Raw genomic sequence first — 20,456 nt, forward strand, 5'->3', positions numbered from 1 at the left:
CCATGCTGCGCCTCGCGCCAGCGGCGGAAAAATTCACCATCGCGATCCCCGAGGCGGCGCTGGCCGACCTCAAACAGCGGCTGGCACGCACGCGGTTCCCCGCCGAGCCCGCCGATGCCGCCTGGCAATACGGCAGCAACGGCGCGTATATGCGCCGCTTCATCAGGCACTGGCAGACGCAGTTCGACTGGCGCCAGTGGGAAGCGCGGCTGAATGCCTTCCTGCAGTATCGCGTGCAGCTCAAGCGGCCCGATACCGGCAGGCTGCAGACCATTCATTTCCTGATCGAGCCGGGTTCAGGAGACGCACCGCGCCCGCTGCTGCTGACCCATGGCTGGCCCGGCTCGGTGCTGGAATTCATCGATGTGATCGAGAAGCTGGCGCATCCCGAACGCTTCGGCGGCAAGGTGGAAGACGCCTTCACCGTGATCTGCCCCACCCTGCCGGGCTATGGCTTCTCGATGCCGCTGGAGAAACCCATCGCGCCGCGCGCCATCGCCAAGCTGTGGCGCGACCTGATGGTGGAGGTGCTGGGCTTCAGCCGCTTCCTGGTGCAGGCCGGCGACTGGGGCTCGATCGTGTCGAGCTGGCTCGGCGCCGATTACCCGGAGCAGGCCACGGCGCTGCATCTCAACATGGTGCCGCTGCGTCCGCCGCTGGACAAAGACTCAGCCCCGGTCACCGCGGCGGAAAAGGAATGGATCGCCCGCACCAGGAAGCTCCAGGCCAGCGAGGCCGGCTACTTCGCCATCCAGAGCACGAAGCCTTCCACACTGGGATTCGCCCTGAGTGACAGCCCGGCCGGCCTCGCCGCCTGGTTCGTCGAGAAATTCCACGGCTTCCCGCGCGCCCCGGCCGAACAGGCGCCGCCCTTCGATCTCGACCACCTGATCGCCAATGTGGCGCTCTACTGGCTCACCGATACCGCCGCGACCTCGACCTGGATGTATTATGCCGCGGTCAGAGCCGGCGACATGGCGCTCAAGCCCGGCGAATTCGTGCGCAGCCCCACCGGCTTCCTGCTGCCGCCCTGGGACCTGGTGCCGCCGCCGCCGAAAGGCTGGCTCGAGCGCGGCTACAACGTGACGCATCGCGTTGACCTCGAACGCGGCGGACATTTCGTGGCGATGGAACAGCCGGAGGCTTTCGTCGCCGATGTGCAGGATTTCTTCCGCAACATGGCAGTATGACGATGAGCAAAAGCGAGCGCTGGTTTGAGGATTACACCCTCGGCGAGATCATCAAGGCCGATGGCCGCACGATCTCGGAGCCCGAGATCCTCGCCTTTGCCTTCACCTACGATCCGCAGCCGTTTCACATCGACAAACTGGCCGCCGAGCAGTCGCCGTATAAAGGCCTGATCGCCTCGGGCTGGCAGACCGCGCTGCTGGGCTTCCGCATGCTGCTGGATGCCGGCCTGCTCGGCAAGGGCAGCATGGGATCGCCGGGACTCGACGAAATCCGCTGGTTCCTGCCGGTGCGGCCGGGCGACACGCTCTACGGTCGCGCCAGCATCGAGGACAAGCGCGAGAGCGCGTCGAAGCCGGATCGCGGCATCGTGAGAATGAAATACTGGATCGAGAACCAGAAGGGCGAGACGGTGATGAGCTTCTATGGTACCCAGATGGTGCTGAAGCGCCCCGCTGGGCCCTGACCGCGCCATCGAAGACCTGACAATGCCGAAACCGAAAGCTGTGCAGCCCCAGCCGAACAGCAAACTGACGCTGACGTTGGCCGGCTTGCTGTCGGCACGGCTTGACGGCAGCGCGCTCGAACTGCCGCCATCGAAGAAGGCGCGCGCCCTGCTGGCCTATCTGGCGGTCACGCGCAGGCCGCAGCGGCGCGAGCATCTGGTCGGCCTGCTGTGGAACGAAACCGAGGACGGCCGCGAGGGACTGCGCTGGTGCCTGAGCCGGCTGCGCAAGGTATTGGAACCGGACGGGGTGAGTCGCCTCTCCGCCGACCGGGATACCGTCGCATTGATACCCGACCGGGCGGACTGCGATATCTGGGCCCTGCAGAAAATCGGCACCGTCACTCCGACGGCCACTTCGACGACCGATCTTCTGGCCGCCGCCGATCTGGCGCAGGGCGATTTCCTTGCCGGCCTCAACCTGCCGGACTGCTACGAATTCCGGCTCTGGTGCATGGCCGAACGCGAAAACCTGCGCCGCATCCAGGCGGCGATCCTCGCCACGCTTTGCGACCGGCTCGGCGTCGGCGACCAGGCGCTGGCCTATGCGCGCCGCCGCGTGGTTCTGGAGCCGGACGAGGAGACCGCCCATCTCGCCCTGCTCGACCTGCTGCTGGCGCTCGGGCGCCAGCCGGAAGCCGAGGCGCATGTCGAAACCGCCCGCCGCCAGTTCGAGGCTGCGGGCCTGGCCCCGCCGCACAGGCTGATCCGCCGCTGGGCCGATCGCCGGACGGCGCCGCGCCCGCCGGCCGCGTCCGGCACGTCGGCGGCCGCAGGGCAGAAGGTGCAGTTCTGCATCACCGGCGACGGCGTGCGCATCGCCTACGCCGTCGCCGGCAGCGGCCCGCGCCTGCTGAAAACCGCGAACTGGCTGAGCCATCTGGAGCACGACCAGCAAAGCCCGGTCTGGCAGCATCTGATCGATACGCTGGCGCATGGACGGCAGCTGGTGCGCTACGACCGGCGCGGCGGCGGCCTGTCCGACTGGTCCTGCGAACGTTTCGGCTTCGGGGAGGCCATTCTCGACGCCGAGGCGGTGATCGGTGCGCTGGACGACCGGCCCTATGACCTGTTCGGACTTTCCGGCGGCTGCGCCATCGCCGTCGCACTGGCGGCGCGCCACCCCGACCGGGTGCGGCGCATGATCCTGATGGGTGGATCGACGCTGGGTTTTCATCGCCGCACGAAGCCGGAACGCGAAACGCGCGAGGCGCTGGTCGCGCTGACCCGGCAGGGCTGGGGCGTCGACAATCCGGCCTTCCGGCAGGTCTTCACCTCGATGATGTTTCCCGATGCGACGCCGGAGCAGTGCGTCTGGTTCAACGATCTGCAGCGGGTTTCGGCATCGCCGGAGAACGCGGCGAGGATCATGGACGAGTTCGGCCTCTACGACGTCACCGACTACCTCGCCGAGGTCCGGTGTCCGACACTGGTGTTGCACAGCCGCGACGATGCCATGGTCTCGATGGAACTCGGTCGGCAGCTCGCCGCCGGTATTCCGAATGCGCAATTCGTCTCCCTGCCCAGCCGCAATCATATCATCCTGGAATCCGAACCGGCCTGGGCCATCCTCAGGGCCGAAATCGAGGCTTTCCTCGCCGACTAGGTCGCCGCCGGCTTCGCCAGCTGCTCTTGCGGCCGCTCCTTCACCGGAAGATTGACCAGCATCGCGACAAAGCCAAGCGCGGCGCAAAGCCACCACATCAGGTCATAGGAGCCGGTGCGGTCGTAGATGAAGCCGCCGAGCCAGGCACCGACGAAAGAGCCGAACTGGTGGCCGCAGGACACCACGCCGAGCAGCGTGCCGATATAATACGGCCCGAAAATCTGGCCCAGCAGACCGGCCGTCGGCGGAATCGACGACATCCAGAAAATGCCGAGGACCGCCATCAGTGCCAGCACCAGCGGCTGGTCGAGTGTCAGCAGCACGAAGGCCAGCATGGTGGCGGCGCGCAGACCGTAGATCCAGATCAGCAGCTTGCGCTTGCTGCGGGTCTGGCCGAGCGCGCCGGCCGTATAGGAGGCAAACAGGTTGGTGATGCCGAGCGCGCCCATCGCCATGGCGCCCACTTCCGCCGGCAGGCCGATACTGACGATATAGCCGGGAATATGCGTGAAGCCGAAGCCGGCATGCAGGCCGCAGATGGTGAAGCCGAACACGATCAGCCAGAAGCTGCGGCTGTGTGCGGCCAGCGTCAGCGTTTCCGACACGCTGCTGCGCGGTGCCGCGATGGCCTCCTTGCGCACCGTCAGCAGCACCATGGCCGCGGGCACGATGAGGACGGTGCCGCCGGCCAGGATCAGCAAGGCCGTCTGCCAGTCGAACGCCATGATGAAGGCCTGGCTCAGCGTCGCCAGCACGATCTGGCCCAGCGACGATGCCGTGATCGCCAGTCCGGCGATCCAGCTCTGCATCGCCGGCGGTACGATGCGCGTGACGGCGCCGACGCAGATCGTCCAGGATGCGCCGGCCACGCCGAGCCCGTTGAAAACGCCGCCGAAAACGTAAAAAGCAAGCGGCGTATCGGCCCAGGCCATGCCGGTCAGGCCGATCACGTAAAACAGCGCGCCGCTGCACAGCACGCGCACATTGCCCTTGCTGTCGGCCCAGGCGCTGAAGAAGGGCTGCGACAGGCCCCAGACCAGATTCTGGATCGCCAGCGCCAGGCCGAAGGTTTCGCGGTCCCAGCCGCGCGCCTGCAGCACCGGTTCGAGGAAAATCCCCAGACTGGTACGCGTGCCGAAGGACAGGAACGCGACCAGCGACGCCGCAACGATGCAGGCGTGGACGACGGTCGACGGGCGGACAGTACCGGCGGCAGCTGCGGTCATGACATCAGTCTCCCGCAGTGACGCGGCGGGGGGCCACCGCGACCGGGGTGTTCGCCGCATCATGGTGGCACTGCCAGCTGGCGATCAGGCCGGCCAGCTGTTTCGCATGGCTGAGCGGAATCATATGCCCCGCATCGGGCAGGCTGCAGCGCTCGGCCCGGGGCAGGCTGCGTTCCAGCAGGGTGGCGATATGCTGCACCGGCGCCGGCGACTGCAGGCCGTTCACGATCAGGGTCGGAATCTGCAGATTCCTGACGTCGGACAGACGCGTCGGTTCGGCATACAGCGCCGAGAAGTCATTGGCGATGACGTCGACCTGCTGCGCCATCGTCTGCTGCATCTCCGGCGGCAGGCCGCGCCATTTGCCGGCGCCATTCCAGTAATCGACAAAAGCCGCCATGCCGAGCCGGCGCGACTCGGCGGTGCCGATGGCGGCGCCCGACAGGATCGTCTGCGCCACTTCGGTGATCTCACCGAGCAGCCGCGCCTCGGTCGTGCCGGCATTCTTGAGCAGGTAGAAGCAGGTCGGTTCGATCACGGTCAGGCTGCGCAACCGCTCCGGCATCCGAAGCGCAAGGTGCAGCGCTGCGGCGCCGCCGAAGGAATGGCCGACCAGATCGAAGGGTTCATCAAGGGCGCCGACGGCCTGGCATACCAGGTCGACGACATCGTCGAGCATGAAGCCCGATGAATACGGCCAGCGCGCTGTCCTGCCGCAACCGAAAAATTCCGGCCGCAGGATCCGCCGCGGCGGCATATTGTCCATGCCCGACCAGGCATCCATCACTCTGGTCCAGACCTGCCGGTCAGCGCCGGAGCAATGCAGCAGCACGAGCGGCCGGCCGTCACCGGTATCGCCGCAGCCGATCGGGAAGCCCGCCGGCATCACATTGTCAGTCATCGTCCTGGTCCTCAAAGGCGGGCTGCCCGCTGGCGCGGCTGCCGGCGGGCAGTGCGCGACTACATGATCGGTGCGAGCGCGGCCTGGATGCGCTGGAACTGCGCCTCGGTGATCATGCTGCCGAGCAATTCCTGGAACCGCGGCACCTGCACGCCGGACAGGATGTAGGTCCAGCGATAGGCCTTCAGCAGTCCCGCCTGCAGCGTGACTGCATCGGCCTCACCGAGTGTCCGCTTGTTGATGTTGCGGAAATAGGCGGCATCGGCCTTCGCCTGCCCCTGCAGGATGCCGTCGACGGCACCGACCAGGGCGATGAGGTCGTCGACCGCGACATCCTTCTCGGCAGCCGGAATGCGGGCGTCCTCGCGAATCCATTCCAGCTCGTCCAGCACCGCATGCTGCGATTCCTCGCGCCAGTGATGCAGGAAAATGTCCTTGAACAGCGGCGACAGGCCGGTGTCCGGTTCGATGCTCTCGCGATAATGCACCAGGGTGAAAAGCTCGATATGGCAGGTCAACGCCAGCACGGCCCAGTTCGATTTCGACAGCACCACCTCTGCCACCGCATTGCCGTCCGCGGTGCGGATATAGCCTTCGGGCATATCTTTCGCGATCATCTGCTCGATGCGGCGGAACAGTTCCTGGTGTTTCAGTTCTTCCGCGCTGAAGCGCACCAGCGCTTCCAGCGCCACCTGGTCGCCCAAGGCGTAGCCGCGGCTGATGTCGAGAATCTTGGCGTTGATGCAGCGCTCGATCATGCCGAACAAATAGGCGTAGGTGCGGCCCTGCACCTGGCTGAGCAGGCGCTTCTCGTCATCCGACAGGAAGCCGAATTCCGCAATCAGCGAGAGGCCGTCGGGCAGAAACTTGCGGGAATAATCGAAACTGCGTCCCTGGAGCACATCCTTGTCGATATCCCAGTTCACTTTCCTGGAATTCTCGATGCAGCGGGCATAACGCTCGGTCTGGACGATGGAGATATTCATGATGGTCTGGCTCCTGCTCTTGATTCGGCCGGCGACTGCCCGGCCGGCAGGAGGTGTAGACGGCAGGGGTTGTAATGATCGTGTGAAATATCGTGTAAATTTTCACCGGCCGGCTTGACCGCAGGCCCCGGCCGCCCTTTTTCAACCTTCGAAACGCAGGGGGGGAAACACCATCATGTCCGTCACGCTCTATTACGGCTCCGGCTCGGCCTATGCCTGGCGCGTCTGGCTCGCGCTGGAACACAAGGGCGTGCCGTATGACCTGAAGGTGCTGTCCTTCAGCGAAGGCGACCTGAAGACTCCGGACTACACCGCGCTCAATCCGCGCCAGCGCGTGCCAACCCTGGTGGATGATGGCTTTACGGTCCGCGAATCGGCCGCCATCATGGAATATGTCGAGGAGCGCTGGCCGCAGGCGCCGTTATTCTCGAAAGACCTGCGCGAGCGCGCCACGCAGCGCCGCATGATCCGCGAGGCCGACGACGATGTGGGCAGCAAGGTGGGCGAACTCTTCGGCGCGGTCTTCGCACCTCCGGAGAAAGCCGATGCGGCGAAGCTCGCCGACGCCGTCAATGCCGTGAAGACCGAGGTGGCGTTCTGGGAACCGCAGATCGCCGGCGACTATGTGAATGGCGGCGCGGTGTCGGCGGTCGACTACACGCTCTATCCGCATCTCGCCATCATCGGCCGCTTCCGGCTGCGCAAGCCCGAGGCGATTCCGGCCGATCTCTTCGGCCCGAAGCTCGCCGCCTGGATGGACCGTATGAAGGCGCTGCCGATCATCCAGAAGACCTGGCCCCCGCATTGGAAGTGAGGCGCACTGGAAGTAAGAACCGATTTATCCCGCACCATAAACCGTCACCCTCGGATTTATTCCGAGGGTCCATTTACCCAAGCCAATCTGCACTGACCGATATGCGGAGGGTTGGGATGGAATAAATCCGAGGGTGACGGTTCTTACAGGTGGCAGACCCGTTAACCCGTCCTGGCGCCGCTTCGGGCATCTGCACAGAATTTACGCAATAATATTTCGTGACGAAAAAGAAGGCTCATCCTAGGCTCGTGCATACAATCACAAGCCAAAAAGGGGCGCCTTCCCATGTCTGCTACCCGTTTCCACCTGACCCGCCGCGCGCTGCTGGCCGGCACCGGCGCCGCCGCTGCCGCCGCCTTCGTGCCCAAACGCGTCTTTGCGCAGTCGGGCAAGACCAGCGTGAAATTCTCGCTCAACCTGCCGCGCAACGGCACCAACTCGCCCTTCATCTATGCGCTGGAGAAAGGCTACTTCGCCGCCGAGGGCATCGAGATCACGGCAATGGACCCGGCGTCGGGCGCCGATGCCCTGCAGCGCGCCGCCACCAACACCTACGATGTCAGCTTCGCCGATCTCACCTCGCTGGCGGAATTCTACGCCACCTTCCCCGACTCCGTGCCGCTCGCGGTGTTCAACATCTACAAGATCACGCCGGCCGCCATCGTCAGCTGGAAGGCCAACAAGATCGAAAAGCCGGCCGACCTGATCGGCAAGACCGTCGGCGGGCCGCTGACCGACAACGCCTACAAGCTGTTCCCGGTTTTCTTCAAGGCCAACGGCCTCGATCCCGCCGCGGTGAAATTCAACAATGTCGACCTGCGCCTGCGCGAAAGCCAGCTGATGCGCCGCGAAGTGGATGCCGTCACCGGTTTCGATTCCACCGTCTGGATCAACCTGAAGAAGCTCGGCGTGAAACGCGAGGATGTCTCGATCATGCTCTATGCCGAACACGGGCTGGATTTCTATTCCAACTCCGTCGTGGTCTCGCGCAAATTCCTGAAAGACAACGAGGCGGCGATCCCCGGCCTCTGCCGCGCGGTCTGCAAGGGCTGGCAGGATGCCATGAAGAATCCAAAGGCGGTGACCGATGCGCTGGTGAAGGCCGATGCCCTGGTCAATCCCGAGATCGAGCAGGACCGCCTGCAATGGGTGCTGGACAACCAGGTGAAAACGACGGAAGGCCGGGCCATCGGGCTCGGCGCGGTGGAGCCCGGCCGGCTGCAGCGCACCATCGCCACCATCGCCCAGGCCTATAGCCTGCCGAAGGTGGCGCCGGTGGAGGCGATCTGGTCGGGCAAATACCTGCCGCCGCTGGAGCTGCGCAAGGTCGCCTGATCTCGCGTCAGCGCAGCCCACGTTTCAGCGCAGCCCACGCTTCAGCGCAGCGTCGTCACCAGGCAGATGACGCCGAGCACGGTGAGCCCTGCCCCGGTCAGCATGCGGGGCAGGGCCGCGCGCAACGCGATGTGGCCGATCAGCCCGTGAATGGCCAGCGTGAACAGCGGAAAGGTGGCGACCAGCGGCGCCACGATGGCGACCTCGCCCATCTGCAGCGCACTGAACATGCAGAGCACCGCCGCGCCGTTGCAGATCCCTAAGCCGACGAACCACGGCGCGCCCGGCCGCCGCAGCTGCAGCACCGGCCGGCGCAGCACCAGGCAGGCCGAGAAAATCATCGTCACCGAGACGACATAGCCGATGGCGGCGGCGGCCAGCGGATCGGGCCACAGCACGAGGCCGAGTTTGGCGACCGGCTGCACGAAGCCGCGGATCGCCGCCCCCAGCACGGCAAAGCCCACCGCCAGCCAGAGCGGACCCTGCACGGCACCGCCGCTGCGCGGGGCGCGCAGCAGCACCAGCAGGCCGAGGGCGATGATCAGCAGTCCGAGCCATTGCAGCGGCCGTGGCAGTTCGCCGGGCAGCAGCGCGGCGAGCGCCACGGCGAAAACCGGCGAGAGATTGCCGATGCTGGCGGTCAGCACCGGGCCGACGCGCCGGTTGGCCTCGAAGCCGAGCAGGGTGACGGCGGCGGGAAACAGGATGCCGCTGAGCGCGAAATACCCTGCGGCTTCGCTGTTCCAGGCGGCGGGATCGAAGCGCGCGGCAAACAGCAGGCACAGGAGCGCGGTGGCGCTCGGCAGGCTGATCGCCGCGCCGGTCAGCGGCTCGATCCGGCGCAGGCCCTGCTGGCCCAGCACCAGCGCGAGGCCGAGCAGGAAGGCGGCGGCAAGGGCAAGACCGACCACCATGCAGCGCTCCTTCCTGGGCAAATGGTTTTGGCGTGAGAACTTAAGCATGGTGAGGAGAGAAACTCTATTCACCAAAGTTGTCCTGACCAGGCCAGGAAACGCGCTTGGCTCGGCGCAGTTGCAGCGGATGTCACTCGCCTCAAAGGTCGTCACCCTCGGGCCCAGAAATTATTTCTTGGCCGAGGGTCCATCCCATCCCTCCGCGTATCGGCCTGTAGAATATGGGCATGAACAGATGGACCCTCGGAATAAATCCGAGGGTGACGATTTGTGTAAATGCTCAAAATCCCAGACATTGTACGGATGCAAATCCGCGCGTGACGACCGCCGCCGCTGACGGCATGCTGCCTGTATGACCCATCTCCTCTTCCTGCCCGGGGCCGGCGGCGCCGCCGAATTCTGGCATCCGCTCGGAAGGCTGCTGCCGGACACTTACGCCAAAACCTATCTGAACTGGCCCGGCCTCGGCCATGAAGCGCATCGCCCCGGCCTCGACAGCCTCGACGCCCTGACGGCTTACGCGGCCGCGCGACTGCAGGACGACACCGTGATCGTCGCCCAGTCAATGGGCGGCATTTTCGCCCTGCGGCTGGCGCTGCTCTATCCGCAGCGCGTGAAGAAGCTGGTGCTGACGGCGGCCAGCGGCGGCATCGATGTGATGCGTTTCGGCGCCAGCGACTGGCGCCCGGCCTATCGCGCCGAATATCCGCAGGCCGCGACCTGGATCACCGCGGCGCGCGCCGACCACACGGCGGAAATCAGCAGCATCGCGCAGCCGGCCCTGCTGCTGTGGGGCGATGCCGACACGGTCAGCCCGGTGGCGGTGGGCCGGCATCTGGCCGGGCTGTTGCGCGACAGCCGGCTGCAGGTGATCGCCGGCGGCACGCATTCCTTCGCGCAGGATCGCGCCGCCGAGATCGCGCCGCTGGTGGAAAATTTCCTCAAGGCTTGAAGAGGACGACAGGCGACGCCATCTGATCCGCGCGGCCGCTGTCGGACATCGTGAATCGGTTTTTCAGTCGCGGGATCGAACGGGATCCAACCGGATCGAACGGGATCCAACTGGATCGAACTGGCCCCGAACGGGATCGAACGGGATCCAACCGGCCTCGAACGGGCTTGAACCGGCTCGCAACCGGACATGAAAAAGCCCGCAGCGGATGCGGCGGGCTTTTTGAAATCAGCGGCTTAGCTGCGGATCACAGCCCGCTTGCGCCCATATCGAGGAATTTGCGCCGACGCGCCTCGCGCAACGCACCCGGTTCCTGGCCGACCAGGCCGCGCAGGCCGCTGTCCAGTGCATCGCCAAGCGCGGCAATCGCCTGGGCCGGATTGCGATGGGCGCCGCCGAGCGGCTCCTTCACGATCTCGTCGATCACCTTGAGCTTGAGCAGGTCTTCGGCGGTGATGCGCAGCGCCTCGGCGGCATCCTGCGCCCTGGAATTGTCGTTCCACAGGATCGCGGCGCAGCCTTCCGGCGAGATCACCGAATAGATCGCGTGTTCGAACATCAGCACGCGGTTGGCGGCCGCCAGCGCCACCGCGCCGCCCGAACCGCCCTCGCCGACAATAGCGGCGACCAGCGGCACGCGGATGTCGAGGCAGCAGTCGATGGCGCGCGCGATCGCCTCGGCCTGGCCGCGCTCTTCGGCCTGCACGCCGGGATAGGCGCCGGCGGTGTCGACCAGCGTGATCACCGGCAGGCGGAAACGGTCGGCCATGCGCATCAGGCGGATCGCCTTGCGATAGCCTTCCGGCTTGGCCATGCCGAAATTGTGCTTGAGCCGGCTTTCGGTGGTGCGGCCTTTTTCATGGCCCATGATCATCACGGCGCGGCCGCGGAACCGCGCGATGCCGCCGGTGATGGCGCCATCCTCGGCGAAGGCGCGGTCGCCGGCCAGCGGCACGTAGTCTTCCACCAGGCCGGAGACATAATCGGCGAAATGCGGGCGGTCCTGGTGGCGCGCCACCTGGGTCTTCTGCCAGGCCCCGAGCTTGGCATAGGTCGCCTGCAGCTGCTGCGAGGCCTTGGCCTCCAGCCGCTCGAGATCGTCGGCGATGTCGCTGTTGCCCTGATCGCTGAGCTGCTTGAGTTCGGCGATTTTCGCCTCAAGTTCGGCGATTGGCTTTTCGAATTCGAGATAGGATCGCATGGGGGCCTCGTTTAGCATGGATCGGGGTCCTGTACAAACCCTGCAAGTCCTTGTTTAAGACCGACTTTACACCGCTTTTGCGCGTGCGGCCGGCATGCTATAGCCCTGCCCGCCCATTCCTCTCTGCCTGTCCGAGGCCCCTGCCCATGTCATCCGCCGATCTCATTCCCGTTCGCCGCGCGCTGCTTTCGGTCTCTGACAAGACCGGCCTGATCGCGTTCGGCCAGGCGCTCGCCGGCTTCGGCATCGAGATCCTGTCCACCGGCGGCACCTACAAGGCCCTGAAGGATGCCGGCGTCGCGGTGAAAGAGGTGGCCGAGCATACCGGCTTCCCCGAGATGATGGACGGCCGGGTGAAAACGCTGCACCCCACCATCCATGGCGGCATCCTCGCCTTGCGCGACCATCCCGAGCACAGGGCGGCGATGGACAAGCACGACATCCCGCCGATCGACCTGGTGGTGGTGAACCTCTATCCCTTCGCCGCCACCGTGGCCAAGGGCGCCGATTTCCCCACCTGTATCGAGAATATCGATATCGGCGGCCCGGCGATGATCCGCTCGGCGGCGAAGAATCACGGCTTCGTCAATGTCGTGGTCGATGTCGCCGACTATGCCAGGATCGTCGAGGCGCTGAAGGCCAACAACGGCGCCACGCCGCTCTCCTTACGCCGCGAACTCGCCGCCAAGGCCTATGCCCATACCGGCGCCTATGACTCGATGATCGCCACCTGGTTCGCGCGCCAGAACGGCGAGACCTTCCCGCCGACTTTGCTGCTCTCGGCCGAGCGCAAGCAGACTTTGCGCTATGGCGAGAACCCGCATCAGCAGGCGGCCTTCTATGTGACCGGCGACAAGCGTCCGGGCGTCGCCACCGCGCAGCAGCTGCAGGGCAAGGAACTCAGCTACAACAACCTGAACGACACCGATGCCGCCTTCGAGCTGGTGTCGGAATTCGCCGACCAGCCGACGATTGCCATCATCAAGCATGCCAATCCCTGCGGCGTGGCGATGGCCGACAGTCTGGCGGCGGCCTGGGATGCGGCGCTGCGCTGCGACAGCACCTCGGCCTTCGGCGGCATCGTCGCCATGAACCGCAAACTGGACAAGGCGACGGCCGAGAAGATCGGCGCCATCTTCACCGAGGTGATCGTGGCGCCCGAGGCCGATGAGGATGCCAAGGCGTTTCTGGCGGCGAAGAAGAACCTGCGCCTGCTCATCACCGGCGGCATGGCCGATCCGGTGGCGGCCGGCTGGTTCGTCAAATCGGTCGCCGGCGGCTATCTGGTGCAGACCCGCGACGCCGGCCGCATCACCGAGGCCGAACTGAAAGTCGTGACCAAGCGCGCGCCCACGCAGCAGGAACTGGCCGACATGCTGTTCGCCTTCCGCGTCGGCAAGCATGTGAAGTCGAACACCATTGTTTACGCCAAAAACGGCGCCACCGTGGGCATCGGCGCCGGCCAGATGAGCCGAGTCGACAGCGCGCGCATCGCCTATCGCAAGGCGCAGGATGCCGCGACAGCCGCCGGCCTGAGCGATGCACTCACCAAAGGCTCGGTCGCCGCGTCTGACGCCTTTTTCCCCTTCGCCGACGGGCTGGAAGTGCTGGTGGAAGCCGGTGCCACGGCCGTGATCCAGCCGGGCGGTTCGATCCGCGACCAGGAAGTGATCGATGCCGCCGACAAGGCCGGCCTCGCCATGGTCTTCACCGGCATGCGCCACTTCCGCCACTAAAAGAAAGCCGCCGCGATGTACAAGCTCTACTGGGCCCCGGGCACGGCGGCGATGGCACCGCAGGCGGTGCTGGAAGAAATCGGCGCGCCCTACGAAGCCGTGAAACTGGATATCGCCGCCCGGGAGCATGACCAGCCGGCCTACCGGACGCTCAATCCGACCGGCCGCATCCCGACGCTGGTGCATGACGGTTTCGTCATCTTCGAGACCGCCGCGATCTGCCAGTATCTCTGCGACCTGCATCCCGAAGCGCAGCTGGCGCCGCCGGTCGGCATGCAGCTGCGCGGCCGCCATTACCAGTGGCTGACTTACATGACCAATACTCTGCAGGTCGGCTTCATCGACTGGTTCCATCCCGACTGGACCTTCAGTGATCCCGTGGCGCAGGCAGCACTCAAGGCGCAGGCCGAGGACCGGCTCTACCGCAATTTCCAGGTGCTGGACGACGGTATCGGACCGACAGCATCCTATATGCTGGGATCGAGTTTCAGCCTGTGCGACATCTATCTCGCCATGCTGACGCGCTGGAGCCGTTTTCTGGCCCGGCCGATGTGGCAGTGGGCGAATATCGAACGCGTGGTCGGCGCCACCTACACCCGCCCGGCTTTCCAGCGCATGCTGCAGAAGCAGGGCATCGGCTGGGCCGAAAACTGGCCCGCCATAGGCTGATCCCCGCGCTGCAGCAAGAACCGTCCCGCGTATAGGCCGCGCGGGTAACCAACTCACCCGATATACTCCAGGTTCAAACGCGCGGCGATTCAACAACCCCTCTTGCCGGGGGAGGTCCGGCGCGCCAATATGAAAACCGGGATGGGGCGTTATCTCTTTTATCTGGAGATTCCGCATGCTTCTTGGTGTCGTCTTTAGAAAACTGATCAAGGCCGGGTCGCTGACGATGATCAACCATCGCGGCGAGCGCCGGCATTTCGGCCAGCCGCCGGGACCCGAAACGGTGGTGATCCGGCTGACCAAACCGAGCACCGAATGGCGCATCGCGCTGAACCCGAAACTGGCGGTCGGCGAAGCCTATATGGATGGCGACCTGGTGCTCGAACAGGGCAGCATCTACGACTTCCTCGCCCTGGTGGTCAGCAACATCGGCATTCACGGCACGATTCCGCTGTCGGGTGTGCAGCGCATGTACGAGCGCACCATGCGGCTGTGGTACCAGTTCAATCCCGAATCCGCCGCCCGCCGCCGGGTGCAGCATCACTATGACCTCGACGGCCGGCTCTACGATCTCTTCCTCGATACCGACAAGCAGTATTCCTGCGCCTATTTCACGACGCCGGATGCCACGCTGGAACAGGCGCAGCTGGCCAAGAAGCGCCATATCGCCGCCAAGCTGAACCTGCAGCCCGGCATGACCGTGCTGGAGATCGGCTGCGGCTGGGGCGGGCTGGCGCTGTATCTGGCCGAGACCTGCGGCGTCAACGTGGTCGGCATCACCCTGAGTCATGAGCAGCATGCCATCGCCCAGCGCCGCGCCCAGGAGCGCGGCCTGAGCGACCGTGTGAGATTCGAGCTGATTGACTACCGCAAGATGGATGGCCAGTTCGACCGTATCGTCAGCGTCGGCATGTTCGAGCATGTCGGCGTGCCGCATTACCGCGCCTATTTCGACGGCATCTGCCGCCTGCTGAAGAACGACGGCGTGGCGCTGGTGCATTCGATCGGCCGCTCGGAAGGGCCCGGCACCACGCCGGCCTTCATCCGTAAATACATCTTCCCGGGCGGCTACATTCCGGCGCTGTCGGAAGTGGTGCCGGTGATCGAGAAGAGCCAGCTCTGGGTCACCGACATGGAAATCCTGCGCCTGCACTATGCCGAGACGCTGAAACACTGGCGCTCGCGCTTCCTCGCGCAATGGGACAAGGCGCAGGCGCTGTATGACGCGCGCTTCTGCCGCATGTGGGAATTCTATCTGGCGGCGTCGGAAATCGCCTTCCGGCTCTGGGGCCAGATGGTGTTCCAGGTGCAGCTGACCAAACAGGTCGATGCCCTGCCGATCACCCGCGACTACATGCACGATGCCGAACTGGCGCTGGCCGGCCGCGAGAAGCCGCAGCGCTTCGCCAAGACGGCGTAGCCATCGTACCGGCGCGTCTTTACGGGCGCGCCGGCTCCTCCACCTTCCACAGCAGCACGAAACCGGCGGCGAGGAACACCAGGATCACGATGGTGGCGATGCGCTGCGTGGCGAACACCGCCGTGGTGATGCCGATCAGCAGCGGCGCCAGAAACGTGGTGGCGCGGCCCGACAGCGCGAAGATGCCGAAGAACTCGCCCACCATGTCGGGCGGCGACAGCCGCGCCACCAGCGTGCGGCTGGCGGCCTGCATGGTGCCCATGCCGAGACCGAGCAAGGCGGCGCAGAGGAAAAACACCTGCTCGCCGGGCGATGAGAACAGGCCGGCACCGGCAGCGCGCGGTGCCACCTCGATGAAGAACAGCACGCTGCCCGGTCCGATCGAGGCGATGCCCAGCGTGCCGAACGCGACCAGCAGAATGGCCAGTTGTACGGCGCGCTTGGACCCCCAGCGATCCTCCAGCCAGCCGCCAAGGATCACGGCAGGAATCGCGATCACGTTGAGCGCAATGCCGAACAGGCCGAGTTCGGTGGTGCCCCAGCCGAAAATGCCGGCGGCATAAATGCCGCCGAAGCCGATCACCGCCACCAGGCCGTCGTAATAGATCATGTAGCTGATCAGGAAACGCAGCAGGTTGCGATAGCGCCGCATGTGGCGGATCGTGTTGATCACGCGGCCGATGCCGTCGCGCACCACATCGCGGAACGGCCGGCCGGAACCGGGCCGGTCCGGCGTGAACAAAAACATCGGCAGCACGAAAATACCGAGCCAGATCGCCGCCGCCGGGCCGATGACACGCTCGGCCTCGAAGGCATCGCGCTTCAGGCCCAGCAGGGCCTCGCCCGGCGGCGGCGTGATGCCGATCAGTTCAGGCTGCGACACGATCAGCACGGTGAACAGCGCGATCAGGCCGCCGACATAGCCCATGCCCCAGCCGATGCCGCTGAGCCGTCCGACATGGCGCGGGGTTTCCAGCGCCGGCAGCAAGGCGTTGTTGAACATGATCGAATATTCGGCGGCGATATTGGCCAGCACCAGGCCGAGGATCACCAGCGGCAGCAGCTGCGGCTGGCCGGGCTGCGCCAGCCACAGCAGGGCGCAGCCGAAAGCGAGCTGCAGCTGGAAGACGAAGAGCCAGGGCTTGCGCTGGCCGCCGGCATCGGCGATGGCGCCGAGAAAGGGCGCGCCGAGCGCCACGATGGCGGCGGAGAAAGCCTGGGTGAACCCCCAGAGCGACTGACCATCGACCGGATTGCCGATCACCTTCGCCGTGAAATACGGCGCGAAAATGAACGTGGTGATGACGGTGAAATAGGGCTGGTTGGCCCAGTCGAACATCGCCCAGGAAATCCGCGCCCGCCAGGAGGCCGGGCGGATGGGTGTCGTGCTGTCCGGCGGCGGCGCTGTGGCTGAAGCCTGATGATCTGGGGTTGTCATGACTGCCTGGTTTCGCTGCCCGTCTGCAACCATAGCCGGTCGGGACTGCAGCGCCAATCGCTGTTGCCAGCCCTGCGGCCATCATCACATCCGCGCGCAGAGGTGTTCTCCCTTTCGCATTTGCGAGGGGCTTCGGATGCAGTCCGCATGACCGCCGATTGGCTGTAAATGTGGCGATTGGTCCGATGCGATTGGTCCGTGCGGCTGGCCCATGCTCCGGCAAACTGATCTGCTTGCGATCAAATTGCCCGTTTCCGCGCCAGCCCGTTTTCTGCGCGCCTTGGCCTTGCCAAGACCCGTCATACGATGACAAACTATTTTACATGCGCGCCACGCCTTATGTTCTGGGCGCATCGTCCAATGGGGAGAAGATCGATATGACTCGCAAGATGTGGCTTTCCGCCGCCGTCATCGGCGTTGCGCTGACGGGCGCCAGCACCGGCGTCTTCGCGCAGACCAAGTGGGACCTGCCGGGTGCCTATGGCGCCAACAGCTTCCACACCAAGAACCTGCAGATGTTCGCCGACGATGTGAAGAAGATGTCGGGCGGCAAGCTGGAAATCACCGTGCATCCGGGCGCCTCGCTGTTCAAGGCGCCGGAAATCAAGCGCGCGGTGCAGACCGGCCAGGTGCAGATCGGCGAAGTGCTGATGGTCAATGTCGAGAACGAGATTCCGGTCTTCGGCGTCGACGGCGTTCCTTTCCTCGCCACCAGCTACGAGGCTGCGGGCAAGCTGTGGAAGGCGCAGAAGCCGGTGATCGAGAAGAAGCTGTCCGAGCAGGGCATGACCGCGCTCTACACCGTGCCGTGGCCGCCGCAGGGTATCTATGCCAAGAAGGACCTGAATACCATCGAGGATCTGAAGGGCACCAAGTGGCGCGCCTACAGCCCGGCCACCTCGCGCATCGCCGAACTGGTGCAGGCGCAGCCGGTGACCATCCAGGTCGCCGAACTGGCCCAGGCGCTGGCGACCGGCGTGGTCACCACCATGATGACCTCGGGTTCGACCGGCCGCGATTCCAAGGTCTGGGAAAGCCTGACGCATTTCTATGACACCCAGGCCTGGCTGCCGAAGAACCTGATCTTCGTGAATAACGATGCCCTCAAGAAGCTGGATGCCGCCACCCAGAAGGCCGTGATGGACGCAGCCGTCGCTGCCGAGACACGCGGCTGGGCCATGTCGGTGACCGAGACCGAGGAGTCGAAGGCCGCACTGACCAAGAACGGCATGAAGGTGCTGCCGCCCTCGCCGGCCCTGAAGTCGGGCCTGGAGAAGGTCGGCGCCACCATGATCGAAGAGTGGGTCAAGAAGACCGGCGCCGACGGCAAGACGATCGTCGACAGCTACAAGAAGATGTAAGTCCCAGCCGGGCGGGCCTCAAAAACCCGCCCGGCGCTTTTCGACCTGCCTTCGAGTCATTCCATGCGCTCTCCGCTTGCACCGCTCTACCACGCAGCCCTTTGGCTCGCCGGCCTGTTCATGATCGCGCTGCTGGCGACGATCATCCTCAGCATCCTCGGCCGCCAGTTCAATTTCTATATCCGCGGCATCGACTCCTATGCCGGATATTTCATGGCCGCGGCCTCCTTCCTGGCGCTCGCCGGCACCCTGACCAAGGGCGACCATATCCGCGTCACCCTGATCATCAGCCGTTTCTCCGGCAAGCCGCGTCGCGGGCTGGAACTGTTCTGCCTGCTGATGGCCATCGTCGTCAGCGGCACCTTTGCTTTCTACAGCGTCAAGATGGCCTGGTGGTCCTACAAGTTTAACGACATCAGTACCGCCAACGATGCGACACCGCTGTGGATTCCGCAGATCGGCATGGCACTCGGCACGGCGATCTTCTGCATCTCGTTCATTGAGGAATTCGTCCTCGTTCTGCGCGGCAAACCGCTCGACGGCCAGAACGCCGAACTCGCGCGCACTGAATAGGGCGATAGACTATGGATCAGATTCTGGTTGCCGTTTTCCTGATTGCGGCACTTTTCATCCTGTTTGCCGCCGGCCTGTGGATCGGCCTCGGCCTGCTGAGCTGCGGCTGGCTTGCCATGGCGGTGTTCACCTCGCGCCCGGTGGGCGATGCCATGGTCACCACCATCTGGGGCGCATCCTCCAGCTGGACGCTGACAGCCCTGCCGATGTTCATCTGGATGGGCGAAATCCTGTTCCGCACCCGCCTGTCGGAAGACATGTTTCGCGGCCTGGCGCCATGGATGACGCGGATTCCCGGCCGCCTGCTGCACACCAACGTGATCGGCTGCACCATCTTCGCCGCCGTCTCCGGCTCCTCGGCCGCCACCTGCGCCACCATCGGCAAGATGACGGTGCCAGAACTGCGCGCGCGCAACTATCCGGAAGACATGGTGATCGGCACGCTGGCCGGCGCCGGCACGCTGGGCCTGCTGATCCCGCCCTCGCTGATCATGATCGTCTACGGTGTCGCCACCGATGTTTCGATCTCCAAGCTGTTCATCGGCGGCGTGATCCCCGGCATCCTGCTCGGCGGCCTGTTCATGGGCTATATCGTTGTCTGGTCCCTGCTCAATCCAGGTAAGATCCCTGAGCCGACCGAACGCTATACCCTGAAAGAAAAGATCTACGCGTCACGGCATCTGCTGCCCACCGTGGGCCTGATCGTTGCCGTGCTGGGCTCGATCTATGCCGGCATCGCCACGGCCACGGAGGCGGCCGGTCTCGGCGTTGTCGGCGCGCTGATCGTCGCCCGTCTGCAGGGCAGTCTGAACTGGCAGACCTTTGCCGACAGCCTGCTGGGCGCCACGCGCCTGAGCTGCATGATCGCACTGATCCTGGCCGGCGCCGCCTTTCTGACCCTGGCCATGGGCTTCACCGGCCTGCCGCGCCACCTGGCCGACTGGATCGACAAGATGCAGCTCAGTGCCGGCGCGCTGATCGTCGTGCTGATGGTGTTCTATATCGTGCTGGGCTGCTTCCTCGACGGCATCTCGATGGTGGTGCTGACCATGGCCATCGTGCTGCCGATGATCGAGCGGCTGGGTATTGATCTGGTGTGGTTCGGCATCTTCATCGTGCTGGTGGTGGAAATGGCGCAGATCACGCCGCCGGTCGGCTTCAATCTGTTCGTGCTGCAGGGCATGACCGGACACCAGATCACCTATATCGCCAAAACGGCCTTCCCGCTGTTCCTGCTGATGTGCGTGGCGGTGGCGCTGATCTACTTCATCCCCGGCCTTGTCACCTGGCTGCCGAGCCAGATGATCGGCAATGCCGCCGGCTGAGGAACACCCCATGCGTCCGATCACCCGTTTTTCCAGCGGCACGCCGGGCCGCAGCAGCACGGTCGTGCATGACGGCCTGGTCTTCACCGTGGCCACGGCGGATACCTATGAACTGGACATGCGCAAGCAGGCGGCCGAGGCGCTCGCCAAGATCGACCGGCAGCTGGCCGAAGCCGGCACCGACAAGTCCCGACTGCTTTCGGCCACGGTCTACATCACCGATATGGCGCTGAAGCCGCAGATGAACGAGGTCTGGGACCAGTGGGTGGACATGGGCAATCCGCCGCAGCGCGCCTGCATCGGCGC

General features: G+C 65.0%; 19 protein-coding genes. 13 read left to right on the forward strand and 6 right to left on the reverse strand.

Annotation, left to right across the window (positions count from 1 at the left end; genetic code table 11):
• Nucleotides 1–2 precede the first annotated feature (2 nt).
• The 3 genes from OJJ21_RS08630 to OJJ21_RS08640 are packed head-to-tail and all read left to right on the forward strand — an operon-like array spanning nt 3 to nt 3,299.
• Complete coding sequence (locus OJJ21_RS08630; RefSeq protein WP_297685141.1) at nt 3–1,190, forward strand: epoxide hydrolase family protein; 1,188 nt, start codon at nt 3–5, stop codon at nt 1,188–1,190.
• A 2-nt stretch (nt 1,191–1,192) separates the two neighbouring features.
• Nucleotides 1,193–1,654 carry a MaoC family dehydratase gene (locus OJJ21_RS08635; protein WP_297685143.1) on the forward strand — a complete coding sequence of 154 codons (462 nt, stop codon included), beginning with the start codon at nt 1,193–1,195 and terminating at the stop codon, nt 1,652–1,654.
• A 22-nt stretch (nt 1,655–1,676) separates the two neighbouring features.
• Nucleotides 1,677–3,299 carry an alpha/beta hydrolase gene (locus tag OJJ21_RS08640; protein WP_297685145.1) on the forward strand — a complete coding sequence of 541 codons (1,623 nt, stop codon included), beginning with the start codon at nt 1,677–1,679 and terminating at the stop codon, nt 3,297–3,299.
• Here the strand turns inward: OJJ21_RS08640 and OJJ21_RS08645 are convergent.
• The 3 genes from OJJ21_RS08645 to OJJ21_RS08655 are packed head-to-tail and all read right to left on the reverse strand — an operon-like array spanning nt 3,296 to nt 6,412.
• A complete protein-coding gene (locus OJJ21_RS08645) occupies nt 3,296–4,525 on the reverse strand; it encodes an MFS transporter (protein WP_297685147.1) in 1,230 nt (409 codons plus the stop codon). The genes OJJ21_RS08640 and OJJ21_RS08645 overlap by 4 nt on opposite strands.
• Nucleotides 4,526–4,529: 4 nt before the next feature.
• Complete coding sequence (locus OJJ21_RS08650) at nt 4,530–5,426, reverse strand: alpha/beta hydrolase (protein WP_297685149.1); 897 nt, start codon at nt 5,424–5,426, stop codon at nt 4,530–4,532.
• A 59-nt stretch (nt 5,427–5,485) separates the two neighbouring features.
• Nucleotides 5,486–6,412 carry a hypothetical protein gene (locus tag OJJ21_RS08655; protein WP_297685151.1) on the reverse strand — a complete coding sequence of 309 codons (927 nt, stop codon included), beginning with the start codon at nt 6,410–6,412 and terminating at the stop codon, nt 5,486–5,488.
• A 175-nt stretch (nt 6,413–6,587) separates the two neighbouring features.
• Between OJJ21_RS08655 and OJJ21_RS08660 the strand changes: the two genes are divergently transcribed.
• Nucleotides 6,588–7,226, forward strand: a complete 639-nt coding sequence (locus OJJ21_RS08660; RefSeq protein ID WP_297685153.1) for a glutathione S-transferase family protein — start codon at nt 6,588–6,590, stop codon at nt 7,224–7,226.
• A gap of 285 nt (nt 7,227–7,511) precedes the next feature.
• The gene (locus tag OJJ21_RS08665) at nt 7,512–8,561 is read left to right on the forward strand and encodes an ABC transporter substrate-binding protein (RefSeq protein ID WP_297685155.1); all 1,050 of its coding nucleotides are present in this window, start codon (nt 7,512–7,514) and stop codon (nt 8,559–8,561) included.
• A gap of 41 nt (nt 8,562–8,602) precedes the next feature.
• Here OJJ21_RS08665 and OJJ21_RS08670 read toward each other — a convergent pair whose 3' ends face one another.
• A complete protein-coding gene (locus tag OJJ21_RS08670; protein WP_297685157.1) occupies nt 8,603–9,475 on the reverse strand; it encodes an EamA family transporter in 873 nt (290 codons plus the stop codon).
• A gap of 352 nt (nt 9,476–9,827) precedes the next feature.
• On the opposite strand from OJJ21_RS08670, the gene OJJ21_RS08675 reads away from it, so the two are divergent.
• On the forward strand, nt 9,828–10,427 hold the full coding sequence (locus OJJ21_RS08675) for an alpha/beta fold hydrolase (protein WP_297685159.1): 600 nt from the start codon (nt 9,828–9,830) through the stop codon (nt 10,425–10,427).
• A 247-nt stretch (nt 10,428–10,674) separates the two neighbouring features.
• Here OJJ21_RS08675 and OJJ21_RS08680 read toward each other — a convergent pair whose 3' ends face one another.
• Entirely contained in the window at nt 10,675–11,628 is a 954-nt protein-coding gene (locus tag OJJ21_RS08680; RefSeq protein ID WP_297685161.1) for an acetyl-CoA carboxylase carboxyltransferase subunit alpha, read from the reverse strand.
• 146 nt (nt 11,629–11,774) lie between these two features.
• On the opposite strand from OJJ21_RS08680, the gene purH reads away from it, so the two are divergent.
• From purH to OJJ21_RS08695, 3 genes are all read left to right on the forward strand, one after another.
• Nucleotides 11,775–13,364: a bifunctional phosphoribosylaminoimidazolecarboxamide formyltransferase/IMP cyclohydrolase gene (purH, locus tag OJJ21_RS08685; RefSeq protein ID WP_297685163.1), complete on the forward strand. Its 1,590-nt coding sequence runs from the start codon at nt 11,775–11,777 to the stop codon at nt 13,362–13,364.
• A 15-nt stretch (nt 13,365–13,379) separates the two neighbouring features.
• On the forward strand, nt 13,380–14,033 hold the full coding sequence (locus tag OJJ21_RS08690) for a glutathione S-transferase (protein WP_297685165.1): 654 nt from the start codon (nt 13,380–13,382) through the stop codon (nt 14,031–14,033).
• A gap of 175 nt (nt 14,034–14,208) precedes the next feature.
• On the forward strand, nt 14,209–15,453 hold the full coding sequence (locus tag OJJ21_RS08695) for a cyclopropane-fatty-acyl-phospholipid synthase family protein (protein ID WP_297685167.1): 1,245 nt from the start codon (nt 14,209–14,211) through the stop codon (nt 15,451–15,453).
• Between the two features lie 19 nt (nt 15,454–15,472).
• Here OJJ21_RS08695 and OJJ21_RS08700 read toward each other — a convergent pair whose 3' ends face one another.
• On the reverse strand, nt 15,473–16,891 hold the full coding sequence (locus tag OJJ21_RS08700) for an MFS transporter (protein ID WP_297685169.1): 1,419 nt from the start codon (nt 16,889–16,891) through the stop codon (nt 15,473–15,475).
• A 377-nt stretch (nt 16,892–17,268) separates the two neighbouring features.
• On the opposite strand from OJJ21_RS08700, the gene OJJ21_RS08705 reads away from it, so the two are divergent.
• The 4 genes from OJJ21_RS08705 to OJJ21_RS08720 all read left to right on the forward strand — a co-directional run.
• Nucleotides 17,269–18,252, forward strand: a complete 984-nt coding sequence (locus tag OJJ21_RS08705; RefSeq protein ID WP_297685173.1) for a TRAP transporter substrate-binding protein — start codon at nt 17,269–17,271, stop codon at nt 18,250–18,252.
• A 63-nt stretch (nt 18,253–18,315) separates the two neighbouring features.
• Complete coding sequence (locus OJJ21_RS08710) at nt 18,316–18,825, forward strand: TRAP transporter small permease (protein WP_297685175.1); 510 nt, start codon at nt 18,316–18,318, stop codon at nt 18,823–18,825.
• A gap of 11 nt (nt 18,826–18,836) precedes the next feature.
• Nucleotides 18,837–20,150 (forward strand): TRAP transporter large permease subunit, encoded by a 1,314-nt coding sequence (locus tag OJJ21_RS08715; protein ID WP_297685177.1) that lies wholly within the window; start codon nt 18,837–18,839, stop codon nt 20,148–20,150.
• A gap of 10 nt (nt 20,151–20,160) precedes the next feature.
• Nucleotides 20,161–20,456, forward strand: a 296-nt coding sequence (locus OJJ21_RS08720) for a RidA family protein (protein WP_297685179.1), incomplete at its 3' end; no start/stop codon positions are given.

The organism is Ferrovibrio sp. (assembly GCF_025869515.1).
In the GTDB taxonomy this organism is placed as follows: Bacteria; Pseudomonadota; Alphaproteobacteria; order Ferrovibrionales; family Ferrovibrionaceae; genus Ferrovibrio.

Coding starts and splice junctions, on each gene's coding strand:
- OJJ21_RS08630 (WP_297685141.1), top strand. CDS start 3: ATGCTGCGCCTCGCGCCAGCGGCGGAAAAATTCACCATCGCGATCCCC.
- OJJ21_RS08635 (WP_297685143.1), top strand. CDS start 1,193: ATGAGCAAAAGCGAGCGCTGGTTTGAGGATTACACCCTCGGCGAGATC.
- OJJ21_RS08640 (WP_297685145.1), top strand. CDS start 1,677: ATGCCGAAACCGAAAGCTGTGCAGCCCCAGCCGAACAGCAAACTGACG.
- OJJ21_RS08645 (WP_297685147.1), bottom strand. CDS start 4,525: ATGACCGCAGCTGCCGCCGGTACTGTCCGCCCGTCGACCGTCGTCCAC.
- OJJ21_RS08650 (WP_297685149.1), bottom strand. CDS start 5,426: ATGACTGACAATGTGATGCCGGCGGGCTTCCCGATCGGCTGCGGCGAT.
- OJJ21_RS08655 (WP_297685151.1), bottom strand. CDS start 6,412: ATGAATATCTCCATCGTCCAGACCGAGCGTTATGCCCGCTGCATCGAG.
- OJJ21_RS08660 (WP_297685153.1), top strand. CDS start 6,588: ATGTCCGTCACGCTCTATTACGGCTCCGGCTCGGCCTATGCCTGGCGC.
- OJJ21_RS08665 (WP_297685155.1), top strand. CDS start 7,512: ATGTCTGCTACCCGTTTCCACCTGACCCGCCGCGCGCTGCTGGCCGGC.
- OJJ21_RS08670 (WP_297685157.1), bottom strand. CDS start 9,475: ATGGTGGTCGGTCTTGCCCTTGCCGCCGCCTTCCTGCTCGGCCTCGCG.
- OJJ21_RS08675 (WP_297685159.1), top strand. CDS start 9,828: ATGACCCATCTCCTCTTCCTGCCCGGGGCCGGCGGCGCCGCCGAATTC.
- OJJ21_RS08680 (WP_297685161.1), bottom strand. CDS start 11,628: ATGCGATCCTATCTCGAATTCGAAAAGCCAATCGCCGAACTTGAGGCG.
- purH (WP_297685163.1), top strand. CDS start 11,775: ATGTCATCCGCCGATCTCATTCCCGTTCGCCGCGCGCTGCTTTCGGTC.
- OJJ21_RS08690 (WP_297685165.1), top strand. CDS start 13,380: ATGTACAAGCTCTACTGGGCCCCGGGCACGGCGGCGATGGCACCGCAG.
- OJJ21_RS08695 (WP_297685167.1), top strand. CDS start 14,209: ATGCTTCTTGGTGTCGTCTTTAGAAAACTGATCAAGGCCGGGTCGCTG.
- OJJ21_RS08700 (WP_297685169.1), bottom strand. CDS start 16,891: ATGACAACCCCAGATCATCAGGCTTCAGCCACAGCGCCGCCGCCGGAC.
- OJJ21_RS08705 (WP_297685173.1), top strand. CDS start 17,269: ATGACTCGCAAGATGTGGCTTTCCGCCGCCGTCATCGGCGTTGCGCTG.
- OJJ21_RS08710 (WP_297685175.1), top strand. CDS start 18,316: ATGCGCTCTCCGCTTGCACCGCTCTACCACGCAGCCCTTTGGCTCGCC.
- OJJ21_RS08715 (WP_297685177.1), top strand. CDS start 18,837: ATGGATCAGATTCTGGTTGCCGTTTTCCTGATTGCGGCACTTTTCATC.